The sequence below is a fragment of the Tessaracoccus sp. OH4464_COT-324 genome, assembly GCF_003932855.1.
GTDB lineage: Bacteria > Actinomycetota > Actinomycetes > Propionibacteriales > Propionibacteriaceae > Arachnia.
In genome coordinates, this window is sequence record NZ_RQYZ01000120.1 from 1 (window position 1) to 406 (window position 406).

Consider the following 406-nt stretch of genomic DNA (forward strand, 5'->3'; position numbering starts at 1 on the left):
GGTTCGATGACGGTCCATACCGGGGTGGTGGGTGTGGGTGTTGGGGTTGGGGTGTTGAGCTGGATGGGGGTTGGGGTGGTGGTGCTCCAGACGTAGGTGGGAGACGGCCCGGGCGTGACCGTGGGCTGGGTGGGGCGCAACCACACCACCGCGGTGAGGATGGCGAGTACCAGGGTGAGGACGGCGATGATGGCCCACCACAGGCTTTGACCGGTCTTCATGATGCTGGCTACCGGTTGCGGCGGAGGTTGCCCTGCGCGTCCGGGTCGTCGAGCTTATCGGAGATATCCATCGGCGGGGTGGGGCGCAGGCCTTGGATGTTCCCGGCCTTGACGCCGGCCTTCGCGGTGCCGTGGGGCCAGATGGAATCGACGTAGACCCTGAGCGCGTTCTGCGCGGCGGCGAT

1 pseudogene is annotated in these 406 nt (G+C 67.2%); it reads right to left on the minus strand.

Annotated elements, in window-relative coordinates:
• Window positions 1-221 (minus strand): annotated as a pseudogene (locus EII42_RS12385) (hypothetical protein); the annotation flags it as partial.
• Window positions 222-406 lie beyond the last annotated feature (185 nt).